We start from the raw sequence: 15,481 nt of genomic DNA on the forward strand, positions 1-15,481 counted from the left end.
GAAATCGCCAAAAGTACGACGCAAAAAAACACATTTAGAAATAAATTATTTCTCGGACGTTGGTCTGCCCTTGCCGAGATCATGCGTTACAATAATGTGCGCAAATTGGCAGGATTTTGCACACGTATTTTCGTACCGAACAGTCCTTCCCCCACAACTTGATGTCTTGAAGTGCGATCCGCTAACCGGTCAGGCCGTGTCGCGGAAGGTTTTAAACAACCCGCCCAACCCTCGCGAAGCGCGAAAAGAAAGGTGAGCAAGAATGATGCAACAATATAACGCCAACTCCTACCTGTTCGGCGGCAATGCCCCGTACGTGGAAGAGTTGTACGAGGCCTATCTGGACAACCCGTCGTCGGTGCCCGAAAACTGGCGCGCCTACTTCGACCAGATGCAGCACGTGCCGGCAGTCGACGGCTCGAACCGTCCCGACGTCGCCCATTCGTCGGTGGTCGCCTCGTTCGCGGAACGCGCCAAGCAAGGCCCGATCCGTACCGTCGTCGCTTCGGCCGATTCCGAACTGGGCCGCAAGCGCGTCGCCGTGACCCAGATCACCGCCGCCTACCGCTACCTGGGTTCGCGCTGGGCCAATCTGGACCCGCTGCAGCGCCAGGAACGTCCGCCGCTGCGCGAACTCGATCCCGCCTTCTACGGCTTCACCGAAGCCGACCTCGACACAGTCTTCAATATCAGCAACACCTACTTTGGCCAGGAAACCGCGCCGCTGCGCGACATCCTGAACATGCTGCGCGATACCTACACCCGTTCGATCGGCGCCGAGTTCATGTACATCAGCGACCCGACCGAGAAGCGCTGGCTGCAGGAGCGCCTGGAGTCGATCCGCTCGACCCCGACCTTCAGCGCCGATAAGAAAAAGCACATCCTCGAACGCCTGACCGCGGCCGAAGGCCTGGAACGCTACCTGCACACCAAGTACGTCGGCGCCAAGCGCTTCTCGCTCGAAGGCGGCGAATCGTTCATCGCCTCGATCGACGAAGTCATCCAGCGCGCCGGTGAAAAAGGCGTGCAGGAGATCGTGATCGGCATGGCCCACCGCGGCCGCCTGAACGTGCTGGTCAACACCCTGGGCAAGAGCCCGGCCGACCTGTTCGAAGAATTCGAAGGCAAGCACGCCGACGACCTGCCGGCGGGCGACGTCAAGTACCACCAGGGCTTCTCGAGCGATATCTCGACCCCGGGCGGTCCGGTCCACCTGTCGCTGGCGTTCAACCCGTCCCACCTCGAGATCGTCAACCCGGTCGTCGAAGGCTCGGTCAAGGCGCGCATGATGCGTCGCGGCGACAAGAAGGGCAAGGAAGTGCTGCCGATCCTGGTCCACGGCGACGCCGCGTTCGCTGGCCAGGGCGTGGTCATGGAAACCCTGAACCTGGCGCAAACCCGCGGCTACGGCACCGGCGGCACCGTCCACATCGTCATCAACAACCAGATCGGCTTCACCACGTCGGATCCGCGCGATGCGCGCTCGACCCTGTACTGCTCGGACGTCGTCAAGATGATCGAAGCACCGGTGCTGCACGTGAACGCCGACGATCCTGAAGCCGTCGTGCTGGCCAGCCAGATCGCGCTCGACTACCGCGCCGAGTTCGGCAAGGACGTCGTGGTCGACATCATCTGCTACCGCAAACTGGGCCACAACGAACAAGATACGCCGGCGCTGACCCAGCCGCTGATGTACAAGAAGATCGCCAAGCACCCGGGCACCCGCAAGCTGTACGCCGAGAAGCTGTCGGCGCAGGGCACCATCGAAGCCGACGGTGGCGACAAGCTGGTCGCCGCCTACCGCGACGCCATGGACGCCGGCAAGCATACGGTCGATCCGGTGCTGACCAACTTCAAGGGCAAGTACGCCGTCGACTGGGCGCCGTTCCTGAACAAGAAGTGGACCGACGCCGCCGACACCGCCGTGCCGGTCACCGAACTGAAACGCCTGGCCGAACGCATCACCAAGGTTCCAGAGGGCTTCAAGCCGCACTCGCTGGTCGACAAGGTGCTGGCCGACCGCGCCGCCATGGGGCGCGGCGAAGTCAACCTCGACTGGGGCATGGGCGAACACCTGGCCTTCGCGTCGCTGCTGTCGTCGGGCTACGCCATCCGCCTGTCGGGCCAGGACGCCGGCCGCGGCACCTTCGTGCACCGCCACGCCGTTCTGCACGACCAGAACCGCGAGCGCTGGGACCAGGGCATCTACCTGCCACTGGCCAATGTCTCGGATAACCAGGCCGACTTCACCGTGATCGACTCGGTGCTGTCCGAAGAAGCGGTGCTGGGCTTCGAGTACGGTTTCTCGACTGCCGAGCCGAACACGCTGACCATCTGGGAAGCCCAGTTCGGCGACTTCGTCAACGGCGCGCAAGTGGTCATCGACCAGTTCATCGCCTCGGGCGAAGTGAAGTGGGGCCGCGCCTCGGGCCTGGTCATGATGCTGCCGCACGGCTATGAAGGCCAGGGTCCGGAGCACTCGTCGGCACGTATCGAGCGCTTCCTGCAACTGTGCGCCGACAACAATATGCAGGTGGTCCAGCCGACCACGGCGGCCCAGATCTTCCACCTGCTGCGCCGCCAGATGGTGCGCCAGTTCAGGAAGCCATTGGTGATCTTCACGCCGAAGTCGCTGCTGCGTAACAAGGATGCCGGCTCGCCGCTGACCGACCTGACCAAGGGCGGTTTCCAGACCGTGATCGGCGAATGCGACGACAAGATCGACGCAGGCAAGGTCAAGCGTGTGATCGTTTGCTCGGGCAAGGTCTATTACGACCTGGTCAATGCGCGCAAGGCACGCAACAGCGCCGATACCGCGATCATCCGTATCGAGCAGATGTACCCGTTCCCGCACAAGTCGTTCGCCGCCGAACTCAAGAAGTTCCCGAACGCGACCGAAGTGGTGTGGGCGCAGGACGAGCCGCAGAACCAGGGTCCGTGGTTCCAGATCCAGCACAACATCTTCGAAGGCATGGAAGATGGCCAGCGCCTGGCTTACGCCGGCCGCGCCGCGTCGGCATCGCCGGCCGTCGGTTATGCGGACAAGCACATCGCACAGCAAAAAGAACTGCTGGAAACCGCGTTCTCGAAGCTCAAGGGTTTCATCCTGACTAAATAATAGTCAAAGCAAACCACGGCCCCCGCGTCCCGTGCGCGGGGGTACTTGCAAAGAATAATTACTGGAGTTTTAAAAAATGGCACAAATCGAAGTCAAGGTCCCCGTCCTGTCGGAATCCGTTGCTGAAGCAACCCTGCTGTCGTGGCACAAGAAAGTCGGCGAGTCCGTCTCGCGCGACGAGAACATGATCGACATCGAGACCGACAAGGTGGTCCTGGAACTGCCGGCGCCAAGCGCCGGCGTGATCGTGCAACTGCTGAAGGCCGACGGCGCGACCGTCGTTGCCGGTGAAGTCATCGCGATCATCGATACCGAAGCATCGGCCCAGACCAGCCCGATCTCGGTCAAGGCCGTCCCGTCGGCAGCCCCGAACGCACCGATCGCCGCCGCGCCAGCCGCAGCTGCGCCAGCCGCTTCGAGCGCGGCATCGGACCAGTCGAAAGCAGGCGTCGCGATGCCGGCCGCCGCCAAGATCCTGGCCGAAAACAATCTGTCGGCGTCGAACGTCGAAGGCTCGGGCCGCGATGGCCGCGTGACCAAGGGCGACGCCCTGGCCGCCGCCGCCAGCAAGCCGGCCGCCGCTCCGGCCGCCGCACCGAAAGCCGCCCTGCAGCAAGTCGCCGCGCCGGCGCCTGCCAACCTGGGCGACCGTCCGGAAGAGCGCGTGCCGATGAGCCGCCTGCGCGCCCGTATCGCCGAGCGCCTGCTGCAATCGCAATCGACCAACGCCATCCTGACCACCTTCAACGAAGTGAACATGGCGCCGGTCATGGAACTGCGTAACAAGTACAAGGACAAGTTCGAGAAAGAACACGGCGTCAAGCTGGGCTTCATGTCGTTCTTCGTCAAGGCCGCCGTGGCGGCACTGAAGAAGTACCCGATCCTGAACGCCTCGGTCGACGGCAACGACATCATCTATCACGGCTACTTCGACATCGGCATCGCCGTCGGTTCGCCACGTGGCCTGGTGGTGCCGATCCTGCGCAACGCCGACCAGATGTCGATCGCCGAAATCGAGAAGAAGATCGGTGAATTCGGCCAGAAAGCCAAGGACGGCAAGCTGACCCTGGACGACCTGTCGGGCGGTACCTTCTCGATCTCGAACGGCGGCGTGTTCGGCTCGATGCTGTCGACCCCGATCATCAACCCACCGCAGTCGGCGATCCTGGGCGTGCACGCGACCAAGGACCGCGCCGTCGTCGAGAACGGCCAGATCGTCATCCGTCCGATGAACTACCTGGCCATGTCGTACGACCACCGCATCATCGACGGCCGCGAAGCCGTGCTGGGCCTGGTCGCGATGAAGGATGCGCTGGAAGATCCGGCCCGCCTGCTGCTGGACCTGTAATTCTCACCATGTGCCGGCGCCGCGCAAGCGGGGCCGGCGTGCTGTTTGCCGGAGAACGCCATGCTGTCAGACGAAATCAAGCGGCTGCACGAGCTGCACCAGGCCGGCGCCCTGTCGGACGCCGAATACGAGCAGGCCAAGGCCCGCATCCTGTCCGGCGCCTCGACCGTCAGCCTCAGCAAGGAACCCCCGACCACCGGGCGGATTTCCTTCGACCAGCACCGCGACGACTTGCTGAGCGGCCTGCGCCGTTCGCGGATCGACCGCTGGCTGGGCGGCGTGTGCGGCGGCCTGGCGCGGACCTATGGTCTCGAATCGTGGGTCTGGCGCCTGATCTTCGTACTGTTCGTGCTGACGTTCGGCTTCGGCGTACTGATCTACCTGCTGCTGTGGGTATTCGTTCCGGAAGAATAAAAAGGAATCAAGTAATGAGCGATAAACAATTTGACGTCGTCGTGATCGGCGGCGGTCCTGGCGGCTACATCGCCGCCATCCGTGCAGCGCAACTGGGCTTCAAGACTGCCTGTATCGACGAGTGGAGCAACGCCGCCGGCAAGCCTGCCCCGGGCGGTACCTGCACCAACGTCGGCTGCATCCCGTCGAAGGCGCTGCTGCAGTCGTCGGAACACTTCGAACACGCCGGCCACGCCTTCGCCGACCACGGCATCAAGGTGTCGGGCCTCGAACTCGACCTACCGACCATGCTCAAGCGCAAGGACACCATCGTCAAGCAGAACAACGACGGCATCCTGTTCCTGTTCAAGAAGAACAAGGTCACCTTCTTCCACGGCCGCGGCGCGTTCGCCGGCAAGCTTGACGCCGACGCGGGCTACACCATCAATGTCAGCGGCCCGACCACCGACACCATCACCGCCAAGAACGTGATCGTCGCGACCGGTTCGAACGCACGCCAGCTGCCAGGCGCTGAATTCGACGAGAAACTGATCCTGTCGAACACCGGCGCACTGGCCATCGACGCCGTCCCTGGCAAGCTGGGCGTGATCGGCGCCGGCGTCATCGGTCTGGAAATGGGCAGCGTATGGCGCCGCGTCGGCGCCGACGTCACTGTGCTGGAAGGCCTGCCGACCTTCCTGGGCGCGGTCGACGAGCAGATCGCCAAGGAAGCGCACAAGCTGTTCACCAAGCAGGGCCTGAAGATCAACCTCGGCTGCAAGATCGGCGCGATCACGAAGGGCGCCAACGACGTCACCGTCGAGTACGCCGACAGCACCGGCGCGGAGCAGAAAGCCACCTTCGACCGCCTGATCATCTCGATCGGCCGCGTGCCGAACACCGACGGCCTCGGCATCGAGACCGTCGGCCTGCAGCTCGACGAGCGCGGCTTCGTGGTGGTCGACGACGAATGCCGCACCAGCCTGCCTGGCGTGTGGGCGGTGGGCGACGTCGTGCGCGGCCCGATGCTGGCGCACAAGGCCGAGGAAGAAGGCGTGGCGGTCGCCGAGCGCATCGCCGGCCAGCACGGCCACGTGAACTTCAACACCATCCCCTGGGTCATCTATACCTCGCCAGAGATCGCGTGGGTCGGCAAGACCGAGCAGCAGCTCAAGGCCGAAGGCGTGCAGTACAAGGCCGGCACCTTCCCGTTCATGGCCAATGGCCGTGCGCGCGCGCTGGGCGATACCTCGGGCATGGTCAAGTTCCTGGCCGACGCCACCACCGACGAAATCCTGGGCGTGCACATCGTCGGCCCGATGGCTTCCGAACTGATCTCGGAAGCCGTGGTCGCGATGGAGTTCAAGGCCTCGTCGGAAGACATCGCCCGCATCTGCCACGCGCACCCATCGCTGTCGGAAGCGACCAAGGAAGCCGCGCTGGCGGTGGACAAGCGTTCGCTGAACTTCTGAGGCTGGACGGCGCTGCCGTCCGGTATTCAACCGACTTAAAAATACCGTGGCGTGGACGGGGAACCCGTCCACGCGTCCAACACTGGCCTGTATTACCGCGAACGTGGTGCGCAGAAGATCGTTGGACGCGTGGATGGCAGAGCCGTCCACCTCACGTAGATGGTATTTCCCTGATGAACGTCCAAGAGTATTATCAGCACGCACTCACCGAGCGCGGCTTCAAGTCCGACCCGGCGCAACAGATGGCGGTCGACCGCCTGCAACAGGCGTACGACGACTGGGTCCAATACAAGGCCCAGCGGTCGTCCGCTTTCAAGCGCCTGATCAACCGTCCCGATGTGCCGAAAGGCGTGTACATGTGGGGCGGGGTAGGGCGCGGCAAATCCTTCCTGATGGATTCGTTCTACCTGGTGGTGCCGGTGGTGCGCAAGACGCGCCTGCACTTCCACGAGTTCATGCGCGCCGTGCACGGCCAGCTCGACGAACTCAAAGGCGTGGCCGATCCGCTCGACGAGGTCGCCAAGCGCATTGCCAAGAAGTACCGCCTGATCTGCTTCGACGAATTCCATGTTTCGGACATCGCCGACGCGATGATCCTGTACAACCTGCTCAAGGCCCTGTTCGACAATGGCGTGAGCTTCGTCATGACCTCGAACTACGAGCCGTCGACCCTGTACCCGGACGGCCTGCACCGCGACCGCATGCTGCCCACCATCGCATTGCTGCAAGAGAAGCTGGACGTATTGAACGTCGACGCCGGCAACGACTACCGCAAGCGCGCGCTGGAGCAGGTCGAGGCCTATTACACGCCGCTCGACGCGGCGTCCGACAAGGCCTTGCGCGACGCCTATGCGAAGGTCGCCGATACCGCCGACGAGGCGCCGGTGGTGCACATCGAGAAGCGCGAGATCCGCGCGCTGCGCAAGGCCGGCGGCGTGATCTGGTTCGACTTCGCCACCTTGTGCGGCGGCCCGCGCTCGCAGAATGACTATCTCGAACTGGCCAGCCAGTTCCACACCGTGGTCCTGTCCGGCATCCCGGCGATGTCGGCCGGCCAGGCATCCGAGGCGCGCCGTTTCACCTGGCTGATCGACGTGTTCTACGACCACAAGGTCAAGCTGATCATGTCGGCCGCGGTCGAGCCCGAGGAGCTTTACACCAGCGGTCAGCTGGCGAACGAATTCCACCGGACCGTATCGCGTATCATCGAGATGCAATCGCGCGAGTACCTGCTCGCCGAACGGCGCGGCGCTGCCGACGCCATTGCATGATCGAAAGGAACACCATGACAAGACATCCGATGCTGCGCACGCTTGCCGCCGCCGGCTTTGCCCTGTTGCTGGCGGCTTGCTCCAGCAACGAACTGGTGCAGGACGACACGCCGCCCGCACCGACCACCTCCGCCGAACAGGCCGAACAGCGCCTGGCGGCGGTCGCCGCCGAACGCGCCGCGATCGAGGCACGCTATGCCGACCGCGAGGCGGTTTGCTACGACAAGTTCTTCGTCAACAGTTGCCTGGACGAAGCGCGCGAAGTGCGGCGCGCCGCCCTCGCGACCCAACGCGCGATCGAGATCGAGGCGTCGCACTACCTGCGCCGCCTCAAGGTCGACGAACGCGACAAGGCGATCGCCGAGGCCGACGCCGCCTATGCCGAAGAAGAAGCCAAGCTGGCGGCCAATCCGCCGCCGGTGAAGGATCCGGCCAGCGCCGTATTGCCGCCGCCGCGCACCAAGCCGGGCGAATCGCGCGCGGTGCGCAACCAGCAGCGGGCCCAGGAAGCGGCGGCGCATGCCGAGAAAGAGGCGGCCGAGCGCGCGGCCAGTGTCGCGGCCTATGAAGAGCGCCGGCGCAAGTCGGAAGAGCGCCAGAGGGACGTGGCGCGCCGCGTGGCCGAACGCGAAGCCAAGGCCGCCCAGCGCGCCGCCGAGGAAGCCAAACGCGCCAACGGTAACAAGCCGACGACGAACTAGCATCACCGTCGTCGGTCCCGCGCAGGCGGAAGTCCAGGTTTGTTCAGCCCCTGCCCCGGTCGGGGGACGCGCCGCCCTGGACTGGGGGCACGAGCTTCACGATCGCCATCGTGCAATTGCCCCCCTTGCCTTGGGAGCGCTCGATGGCCTTGTTGATGAGCATCTCGGACGCCTGGCGCGGCGTCGCCTTGGCGGTCACGGCCGCCAGTTCGGCATCGGTAAAGAAATGCCACAAACCGTCTGAGCACAGCAGGAAGCTATCGCCCGGCGCCAGGCCGGTATGGCTGCCGGTCGTGACGAAGGGTTCCTTGCGGCTATTGCCCAGCAAATTGAGCAAGAGCTTGGAGCGGCGGTGGTTGCGCGCCGCGTCCGGCGGCAGGCGGTCGCTGCCGATCAGGTGTTCGATATACGCGACATCGCCCGTCCGCACCGCGCACTTGCCGTGCTCGAAGCGGTAGAGGCGCGAATCGCCGACGTGGGCCCAGACCGCCTCGCCGTGGGGGCTGATCACCAGGCCGACGAAGCTGGCATGGATGTCGGCCTGCCTGGCCACGGCATTCATCTTGATCACCGTATGGGTTTCGCTGATGATCTCGTGCAGCAGTTGGGCCAGGCGCTCGATGCCGGGCCGCTCGCCGGGCTTGAATTCGTCGAAGACCTGGCGCGCCGTGTGCAAGACCTGGTCGGCTCCCGCCTGGCTGGCGACCCCGTCCGACAGTACCGCCAGCACATAGCCCGGCGCGCGGGCGCCGGTGAACAGTGCGGCGCGGTCGTTCTGCTGGGGACGGTTTCCGATGTGTTGCGCGGTACCCGCCTCGATCTTGTAAGAAGTCATAAATCCGTGTTTTCCAGGACGCTAACGCCATTCTTTGTTGGCGGCAACCTCCGCCTCGATTAAACTATGCACTGATAAGCCACCAGCGCGCAAGTTAATCTTGTAGCAACAATGTAGCGAAAACCGGAGCGCCCCGCCTTGGTCGGCGCTTTCCGCCATTCTTTCCCGCAACTGCATCTCTATCGAACTGCTTGGAACAGTAAACATGACCGACGTCCAGGACATCCAGCGCCGTATTATCGAACTCGATGTGGAACACCGCGATCTCGACGCCGTGATCTCCCTGTTGACGGCGGACGGTCATGCCGACCAGTTACAACTGCGGCGCCTCAAGAAGCGTAAGCTGCAGCTCAAAGATCATATTACGCTGCTGAAGATGCAGCTGATACCCGATATACCGGCCTGATTCATTCCCAGGCTCAACGAAACCACGTATTTTGACCGACCAACTTTCTGCTTCTCCGGATGCGGCAGGGACCATTGCTCCCGCAGCCCCGGAACCCCAGGCTCCCGCCGGCAAGTACGACGCCGACGTCGACCGCCTGTTCGGCGCGGGCGGCCCGCTCGCGCCCGCCGTCGGCACCTTCAAACCGCGCCAGTCGCAGACCGAGATGGCCAAGGCCGTGGCCCAGGCCATCGCCGACCAGCAAGTCCTCATGGCCGAAGCCGGCACGGGCACGGGCAAGACCTTTGCCTACCTGGTGCCGGCGCTGCTGTGGGGCGGCAAGACCATCGTCTCGACCGGCACCAAGAACCTGCAAGACCAGTTGTTCCTGCGCGATATCCCCACCGTGCGCGCCGCCTTGCGCGCCCCGGTGTCGGTGGCCCTGCTCAAGGGCCGCTCGAACTACGTCTGCCATTTCCACCTCGAGCGCACCTTGCAGAACGGCCGCCTGACGTCGCGCGACGATGTCGGCCACCTGCGCGAGATCTCGCGCTTCATCAAGATGACGAGCTCGGGCGACAAGGCCGAGCTGGCCAAGGTGCCGGAGACCGCCACCGTCTGGAACCTGGTCACGTCCACCCGCGACACCTGCATGGGCGCCGAATGCCAGTACTACCAGGACTGCTTCGTCATGAAGGCGCGCAGGGAGGCACAACAAGCAGATGTGGTGGTGGTCAACCATCATCTCTTCTTCGCCGACGTGGCGCTGAAGGATACCGGCGTGGCCGAGCTGCTGCCGTCGGCCAACACCATCATTTTCGACGAGGCGCACCAGCTGCCCGACGTCGCGACGCTGTTCTTCGGGCAATCGGTCTCGACGTCCCAGGTGCTGGAACTGTGCCGCGACGTGCTGGCCGAGGGCCTGGCCCATGCGCGCGGCGGCCCGGACTGGGCCAAGGTCGTGACCGTGGTCGAGAAGGCCGCGCGCGACCTGCGCCTGTCGTTCGGCGACGGCAACCTGCGCCTGTCGCTGCCGCAGATCATGCCGACTTCGCAATTCTTCCCGGCGCTCGAGAAGCTCAAGGAAGAAATCGCCGGCATGATCACGGTGCTCGAAGAAAACGCCGCGCGCGCCGAGACGATCGAGGCCTGCCGCTTGCGTGCGCACGAACTGGCCGCCAGCTTCGACGCCTGGAAGCCCGACCACAAGGCGCCGGCCAGCGAACAGGCCGTGCTGTGGGCCGAGGCGTTCTCGTCTTCGCTGCAACTGCACAAGACGCCGCTGTCGATCGCGCCGATCTTCACCAACCAGCGCGAAGGTACGCCGCGCAGCTGGATCTTCACCTCGGCCACCCTGGCGGTGAAGAACGACTTCAAGCACTTTTCCGACCAGCTCGGCCTGACCGGCGAGCCGGCCAAGACCTGGCCCAGCCCATTCGACTACCAGAACCAGGGCATCCTGTACGTGCCGACCGGTTTGCCGGAACCGCAGGCGGCGGTCTATACCGACGCGGTGGTCGATGCCGCCTTGCCGGTGATCGAGGCGGCGGGCGGCCGCACCTTCTTCCTGTGCACGACGATTCGCGCGGTGAACAAGGTGGCCGAGCGCCTGCGCACCGAATTCGCCGAGCGCGGCTGGGATTTCCCGCTGTTCGTGCAGGGCGAGCGCGGCCGGACCGAATTGCTCGACTCGTTTCGCAACGCCGGCAATGCCGTGCTGGTCGGCAGCCAGAGTTTCTGGGAAGGCGTCGACGTGCGCGGCGAGGCGTTGTCGCTGGTGATCATCGACAAGCTGCCGTTCGCGCCGCCCGACGATCCGGTGCTGGCCGCGCGCATCGAGGTGATGGAAAAGCAGGGCATGAACGGCTTCATGCACCACCAGCTGCCCGAGGCGATCATCACGCTCAAGCAGGGCGCCGGACGCCTGATCCGCGACGTCGACGACCGCGGCGTGCTGATGATCTGCGATCCGCGCATCATTACCAAGCCCTATGGCCGCCGTATCTGGCAAAGCCTGCCGTCGTTCAAGCGCACCCGGGTGCAAGAAGAGGTGATCGACTTCTTCCGGCCGGCCGAGGCGGCAAACGAGGGCGCCGCCTGAGCGCGCGCCGCCCGTTCACGGCGTGATCACGACCTTGCCGATGACCTTGCGCGCCGCCATGTCTTCCAGTGCGCGCGCCGTGTCGGCAAGGCGGTAGCGCCGCGAGACCAGCGGATTTAATGTACCTTCCGCAATCCAGCCGGTGATGCGCGCCATCGCCGCCAGGTGCGCATCCTGTTCCTTGCGCGTGAAATCGCCCCAGAATACGCCGACCACCGACGCTCCCTTCAACAGCAACAGATTCCACGGCAGGCGCGGGATCTCGCCGGCCGCGAAGCCCACCACCAGGTGGCGGCCGCGCCAGGCGATCGAGCGCAGCGCCGGTTCGCTGTACTTGCCGCCGACCGGATCGTAGACGACGTCCGGGCCGCGGCCGTCGGTGGCGGCGCGCAGCGCTTCGCGCAAGTCGTCGGTGTCATAATTGATCAACACGTCGGCGCCGTGCGCCTTGCATACCGCCAGTTTCTCGTCGCTGGAGGCGGCCGCGATCACGCGCGCGCCGAGGGCCTTGCCGATCTCGATCGCCGCCAGGCCGACGCCGCCGGCCGCGCCCAGCACCAGCATCGTTTCGCCGGCCTGCAAGGCGCCGCGGTCGGCCACCGCGTGGTACGAGGTGCCGTAGGTGAGGGTGATCGCGGCGGCGACGTCGAACGCCATATCGTCCGGCATCGGCAGGAATGCATTGGCTGGCGCCACCGCCTGTTCGGCGAAGGCGCCGGTGCGGGTAAAGCCGATCACGCGCTGGCCGGGCACGAAGCCGCTGACGTCGGCGCCGACCGCCCGCACCACGCCGGCGAACTCGTTGCCCGGCGTGAAGGGCAGGGGAGGGCGCACCTGGTATTTGCCCTGGACCGTGAGCACGTCGGGGAAATTGACGCCCGCGGCTTTCACGTCGACCACGACCTCGCCGGGACCGGCGACCAGGTCGGGCAAGTTGTCGAGCACGAGGCTACTTGGCGGCCCCCAGGCGGTGCAGCGTACGGCTTTCATTGCTTCTCCCCATATTAATTGGCGGGGCGAATTATGCCCCAAGAAAGAAAGCTGTTCTGCGAGACCTGGGGGACACGGCCGCCATCATGTCCAATCCCGACTTCTTGCCGGACATTGACAGGATGGTCAAGCGGATCGCGGCCACTATGCATGTCAAAAAAGCATACGCCTCTCGACCACGACTACAAGCAATTCGCGCGTCCTGCTGCCGTACCCGAGTGGCGCGATGTTCCAGGCCCGACGTTTCCAAAAGAATGAGAAGCCATATGGACCAACAAGGTATTCCGCTCCCGCCGCTGGCGCTGCCCCGGCGCGGTCACGTGTTTCCATGCCTGCGAGGGCGGCGCGGCGCGCAATGCCGTGCCGGCGGCGCTGGCGCTGCAGCTGGCGGAGCGCGAATTCGAGACGCCGGTGCTGGTGATCGACTGGGATCCCGAGGCGCCGGCTCCGAACTGCAGAACCTGATCGACGGCAGCAGCCCGGGCGAGGCGAGGGCGCTGGCCGACAGCCTGCGGACCTCGGTGCTCGAGCCGAGCGCCGCGCATTCCTTGCGCCGGCGCGGGGCCGCGATGATCAAGCAGACCTGCATGCAAGAGGGCGACAAGGATGCATTGCTGTCGTTCACGCAGGACGAGGTCTTCCTGCCCGAAGGCGCGCTGATCGACGCGGCGCGCGACAATCCGACGGCCTTGCGTTGAGCGGCGGCGTCCTGAAAAGCGGCCCCTTGGCTGGATGAGCGTGGGCTGGGCGGATCGTCTACACGGTCGGATGACGGCGATGCGAGTGGTCGGGTGGTCGACTTGAGCCATCACCGCGCGGGCGGGTCACCCGCCTCCTGCTGCGCAGCGGCGGGAACCTCCGCTTGTCCAGTGCGCGCGCAGAATCCGTCCGCCTGGCGCATGGGCCGAAGTCCGGCACGAAGCAATGGTCGCGGTCGGATGTCGACCAGTCGCCACGAATGCGCCTCGCACCATGTGTAGGGAGCGATCTTGGCCGGCACGTACCGGCTGCAGGCGCTGATGCACGACCGGCGACCGACGTGATTGCGCAACAAGATTTCCTTGCTGCCAAGCATCTTGTCGTCTTGTGCAGATAACTGTCGCCGGATCGCCGCACGGTTGGCAGACGCGCCACCCATCGTACCGGATTGTGAAATCTGGTCACGAATTTCGCGGGATGGGCGTCGATACAGCCGTTGCTTCAGGTAAAATCTGCGCCATGCGAATCTTGATCAGTAACGACGATGGCTATCTGGCGCCCGGACTGCAGGCGCTCGCGGACGCGCTCGCGCCGATCGCCGAGCTCGTCGTCGTGGCGCCCGACAGCAACCGTTCGGGCGCGTCGAATTCGCTGACCCTCGACCGGCCGTTATCGGTCTATAAATCGTCGAACGGTTTCTATTTCACCAATGGCACGCCGACCGACTGCGTGCACATCGCCCTGACCGGCATGTCCGATGCGCCACCCGACCTGGTGGTTTCCGGCATCAACAACGGTCAGAACATGGGTGATGACACACTGTACTCCGGCACCGTCGCCGCCGCGACCGAAGCCTACCTGTTCGGCTTGCCGGCGATCGCCTTTTCGCAGGTCAATGGTGGTTGGGCGCACGTCGATTCCGCCGCCCGTGTCGCGCGCGACATCGTCGAGCGCTTCGCCGCCGGCGGCTTCGACATGCTGCCCAAGCCCTTCTTGCTGAACGTGAACATCCCGAACCTGCCCTATGAGGACATCGGCCCGCTGACGCCGACCCGCCTCGGACGCCGCCACCAGGCCGAGCCGGTGATCCGGGCCCAGGATCCGCGCGGTCGCGAGATCTTCTGGATCGGCGCCCCCGGCGCGTGCCGCGACGCGGGAGAAGGCACCGACTTCCACGCGACGTCGGCAGGGCGGGTCTCGGTCACGCCCCTGCAGATCGACCTGACCCACAAGACCCAGCTGGCCCTGCTGGCGGGAGGCCTGGCATGAAGGACGTGCGTCCGAATTTCCCGCTGCCGCTGTCGTCGGTGACGAGCAGCGCGCGCAAACCCGGCGCCCCGGCGCCATTCCAGACGCCGCAGACCGCCACCCGCAACGCGGCCAGCAGCCAGGGCGGCGCCAAGGCGCCACCAATGCCGGCCCCGGCGCCGCGCGCACCCGGCTATGTCCAGGCCGCGAGCAGCGCCCCGGCGGCCCAGCGCTCCGACCTCGCGGCGACCGAGGCGGTGCGCCGGGCGATGGTGGCGCGCGTCGCGCGCCAGGGCGTGAGCGATCCGAAGGTGTTGTCGGCGATGGAAGTCGTGCCGCGCCACCTGTTCATCGAACCGGCGCTGTCCGGCCAGGCGTATGTCGACGCCTCGCTGCCGATCGGCCATCACCAGACGATTTCCCAGCCTTATATCGTCGCGCGCATGATCGAAGCGATGCGTGCCGGCGGAACCTTGGGAAAAGTGCTCGAGATCGGCACCGGCTGCGGCTACCAGGCCGCGGTCCTGTCCTTCGTCGCGAAGGACGTGTACTCGATCGAGCGCATCAAGCCCCTGCACGAGCTCGCGAAGACGAACCTGCGCCCGCTGCGGCTATCGAACCTGCGTTTGCAGTATGGCGATGGTATGCTAGGCTTGCCGCAGGCTGCGCCTTTCGATGGCATCATCCTCGCCGCCGCCGGGCTCGAGGTGCCGCGGGCCCTGCTCGAGCAGCTCGCCATCGGCGCGCACCTCGTGGCGCCGGTCGGCGCCCAGGTGCAGCACCTGCACCGTATCACCCGCACCGGCAAATCCGAATGGACCAGCGAAACGCTGGAAGCGTGCCATTTCGTGCCGCTGCGCCCCGGTACCATCTGAAACCCTAGAGGGCCGCCAGGCCCGCCGTACGCCGACAAGACAATA

The 15,481-nt window shown here is 65.1% G+C and carries 13 protein-coding genes; 11 read left to right on the forward strand and 2 right to left on the reverse strand.

Annotated features, from left to right (window positions below; genetic code table 11):
- Positions 1 to 262 precede the first annotated feature (262 nt).
- From AC56KW_RS14325 to AC56KW_RS14350, 6 genes are all read left to right on the forward strand, one after another.
- Entirely contained in the window at positions 263 to 3,118 is a 2,856-nt protein-coding gene (locus AC56KW_RS14325) for a 2-oxoglutarate dehydrogenase E1 component (protein ID WP_497171356.1), read from the forward strand.
- A 76-nt stretch (positions 3,119 to 3,194) separates the two neighbouring features.
- The gene (gene odhB / locus AC56KW_RS14330; RefSeq protein WP_497171357.1) at positions 3,195 to 4,466 is read left to right on the forward strand and encodes a 2-oxoglutarate dehydrogenase complex dihydrolipoyllysine-residue succinyltransferase; all 1,272 of its coding nucleotides are present in this window, start codon (positions 3,195 to 3,197) and stop codon (positions 4,464 to 4,466) included.
- Between the two features lie 60 nt (positions 4,467 to 4,526).
- Complete coding sequence (locus AC56KW_RS14335; protein ID WP_497171358.1) at positions 4,527 to 4,880, forward strand: PspC domain-containing protein; 354 nt, start codon at positions 4,527 to 4,529, stop codon at positions 4,878 to 4,880.
- A gap of 14 nt (positions 4,881 to 4,894) precedes the next feature.
- Positions 4,895 to 6,331, forward strand: a complete 1,437-nt coding sequence (lpdA, locus tag AC56KW_RS14340; RefSeq protein ID WP_497171359.1) for a dihydrolipoyl dehydrogenase — start codon at positions 4,895 to 4,897, stop codon at positions 6,329 to 6,331.
- A gap of 173 nt (positions 6,332 to 6,504) precedes the next feature.
- Entirely contained in the window at positions 6,505 to 7,602 is a 1,098-nt protein-coding gene (zapE, locus tag AC56KW_RS14345; RefSeq protein ID WP_497171360.1) for a cell division protein ZapE, read from the forward strand.
- Between the two features lie 14 nt (positions 7,603 to 7,616).
- On the forward strand, positions 7,617 to 8,303 hold the full coding sequence (locus tag AC56KW_RS14350; RefSeq protein WP_497171361.1) for a hypothetical protein: 687 nt from the start codon (positions 7,617 to 7,619) through the stop codon (positions 8,301 to 8,303).
- 43 nt (positions 8,304 to 8,346) lie between these two features.
- Here AC56KW_RS14350 and AC56KW_RS14355 read toward each other — a convergent pair whose 3' ends face one another.
- Positions 8,347 to 9,138 (reverse strand): PP2C family protein-serine/threonine phosphatase, encoded by a 792-nt coding sequence (locus tag AC56KW_RS14355; protein WP_497171362.1) that lies wholly within the window; start codon positions 9,136 to 9,138, stop codon positions 8,347 to 8,349.
- 205 nt (positions 9,139 to 9,343) lie between these two features.
- On the opposite strand from AC56KW_RS14355, the gene AC56KW_RS14360 reads away from it, so the two are divergent.
- Both AC56KW_RS14360 and yoaA read left to right on the forward strand, forming a co-directional pair.
- On the forward strand, positions 9,344 to 9,544 hold the full coding sequence (locus AC56KW_RS14360) for a YdcH family protein (protein WP_497171363.1): 201 nt from the start codon (positions 9,344 to 9,346) through the stop codon (positions 9,542 to 9,544).
- Positions 9,545 to 9,575: 31 nt separating this feature from the next.
- Positions 9,576 to 11,624, forward strand: coding sequence for a DNA repair helicase YoaA (gene yoaA, locus AC56KW_RS14365; protein WP_497171364.1), 2,049 nt, complete (start codon positions 9,576 to 9,578; stop codon positions 11,622 to 11,624).
- A 15-nt stretch (positions 11,625 to 11,639) separates the two neighbouring features.
- On the opposite strand, the gene AC56KW_RS14370 is transcribed toward yoaA, so the two are convergent.
- Entirely contained in the window at positions 11,640 to 12,614 is a 975-nt protein-coding gene (locus AC56KW_RS14370; RefSeq protein WP_497171365.1) for an NADPH:quinone oxidoreductase family protein, read from the reverse strand.
- Between the two features lie 266 nt (positions 12,615 to 12,880).
- Between AC56KW_RS14370 and AC56KW_RS14375 the strand changes: the two genes are divergently transcribed.
- From AC56KW_RS14375 to AC56KW_RS14385, 3 genes are all read left to right on the forward strand, one after another.
- A complete protein-coding gene (locus AC56KW_RS14375) occupies positions 12,881 to 13,312 on the forward strand; it encodes a hypothetical protein (protein ID WP_497171366.1) in 432 nt (143 codons plus the stop codon).
- Positions 13,313 to 13,832: 520 nt separating this feature from the next.
- Entirely contained in the window at positions 13,833 to 14,582 is a 750-nt protein-coding gene (gene surE / locus AC56KW_RS14380; protein WP_497171367.1) for a 5'/3'-nucleotidase SurE, read from the forward strand.
- Entirely contained in the window at positions 14,579 to 15,436 is an 858-nt protein-coding gene (locus tag AC56KW_RS14385) for a protein-L-isoaspartate(D-aspartate) O-methyltransferase (protein WP_497171368.1), read from the forward strand. The genes surE and AC56KW_RS14385 overlap by 4 nt, the downstream gene beginning before the upstream one ends.
- Positions 15,437 to 15,481 lie beyond the last annotated feature (45 nt).

It is taken from the genome of Telluria sp. RT2P19 (assembly GCF_059685725.1).

What these genes read in the sequence shown, in the direction of transcription:
- AC56KW_RS14360 (WP_497171363.1), top strand. Translation starts at nt 9,344, where the DNA reads ATGACCGACGTCCAGGACATCCAGCGCCGTATTATCGAACTCGATGTG.
- AC56KW_RS14370 (WP_497171365.1), bottom strand. Translation starts at nt 12,614, where the DNA reads ATGAAAGCCGTACGCTGCACCGCCTGGGGGCCGCCAAGTAGCCTCGTG.
- AC56KW_RS14335 (WP_497171358.1), top strand. Translation starts at nt 4,527, where the DNA reads ATGCTGTCAGACGAAATCAAGCGGCTGCACGAGCTGCACCAGGCCGGC.
- surE (WP_497171367.1), top strand. Translation starts at nt 13,833, where the DNA reads ATGCGAATCTTGATCAGTAACGACGATGGCTATCTGGCGCCCGGACTG.
- AC56KW_RS14385 (WP_497171368.1), top strand. Translation starts at nt 14,579, where the DNA reads ATGAAGGACGTGCGTCCGAATTTCCCGCTGCCGCTGTCGTCGGTGACG.
- AC56KW_RS14325 (WP_497171356.1), top strand. Translation starts at nt 263, where the DNA reads ATGATGCAACAATATAACGCCAACTCCTACCTGTTCGGCGGCAATGCC.
- AC56KW_RS14355 (WP_497171362.1), bottom strand. Translation starts at nt 9,138, where the DNA reads ATGACTTCTTACAAGATCGAGGCGGGTACCGCGCAACACATCGGAAAC.
- AC56KW_RS14375 (WP_497171366.1), top strand. Translation starts at nt 12,881, where the DNA reads ATGGACCAACAAGGTATTCCGCTCCCGCCGCTGGCGCTGCCCCGGCGC.
- AC56KW_RS14350 (WP_497171361.1), top strand. Translation starts at nt 7,617, where the DNA reads ATGACAAGACATCCGATGCTGCGCACGCTTGCCGCCGCCGGCTTTGCC.
- odhB (WP_497171357.1), top strand. Translation starts at nt 3,195, where the DNA reads ATGGCACAAATCGAAGTCAAGGTCCCCGTCCTGTCGGAATCCGTTGCT.
- zapE (WP_497171360.1), top strand. Translation starts at nt 6,505, where the DNA reads ATGAACGTCCAAGAGTATTATCAGCACGCACTCACCGAGCGCGGCTTC.
- lpdA (WP_497171359.1), top strand. Translation starts at nt 4,895, where the DNA reads ATGAGCGATAAACAATTTGACGTCGTCGTGATCGGCGGCGGTCCTGGC.